This is a genomic window from Ensifer sp. NM-2 (genome assembly GCF_003024455.1).
GTDB lineage: Bacteria > Pseudomonadota > Alphaproteobacteria > Rhizobiales > Rhizobiaceae > Ensifer > Ensifer canadensis.
Map to the genome: position 1 here is coordinate 1 of NZ_PVZR01000212.1, position 255 is coordinate 255.

Here is a 255-nt window from a genome sequence, read left to right on the forward strand (position 1 = left end):
CCGAGGCTCAAGTGACCGGCATGGGTCGCGCGCCAGGCGGCGCCATGGCGGTGGAAGATATCGGCGACCTCTAGTAACGGGCGGCTCACCGCCACGCGTCACGCGTCCGGTCTGGTCTCGTTCTCTGTCAGAAGTCTGATCCGGTCGAGCGGGCTCATCACGGCGCGGATGGTCTTGGTGGCGACGCGGGCATAGAGCGCGGTCGTATCAAGTTTGGCATGGCCGAGCAGGACCTGGATGACGCGGATGTCGACG

Annotated in this window: 1 pseudogene; it reads right to left on the reverse strand. The window is 65.9% G+C overall.

Annotation, left to right across the window (positions count from 1 at the left end):
• Positions 1 to 98: 98 nt before the first annotated feature.
• Positions 99 to 255: pseudogene (locus tag C6558_RS41355) on the reverse strand (integrase); the annotation flags it as partial.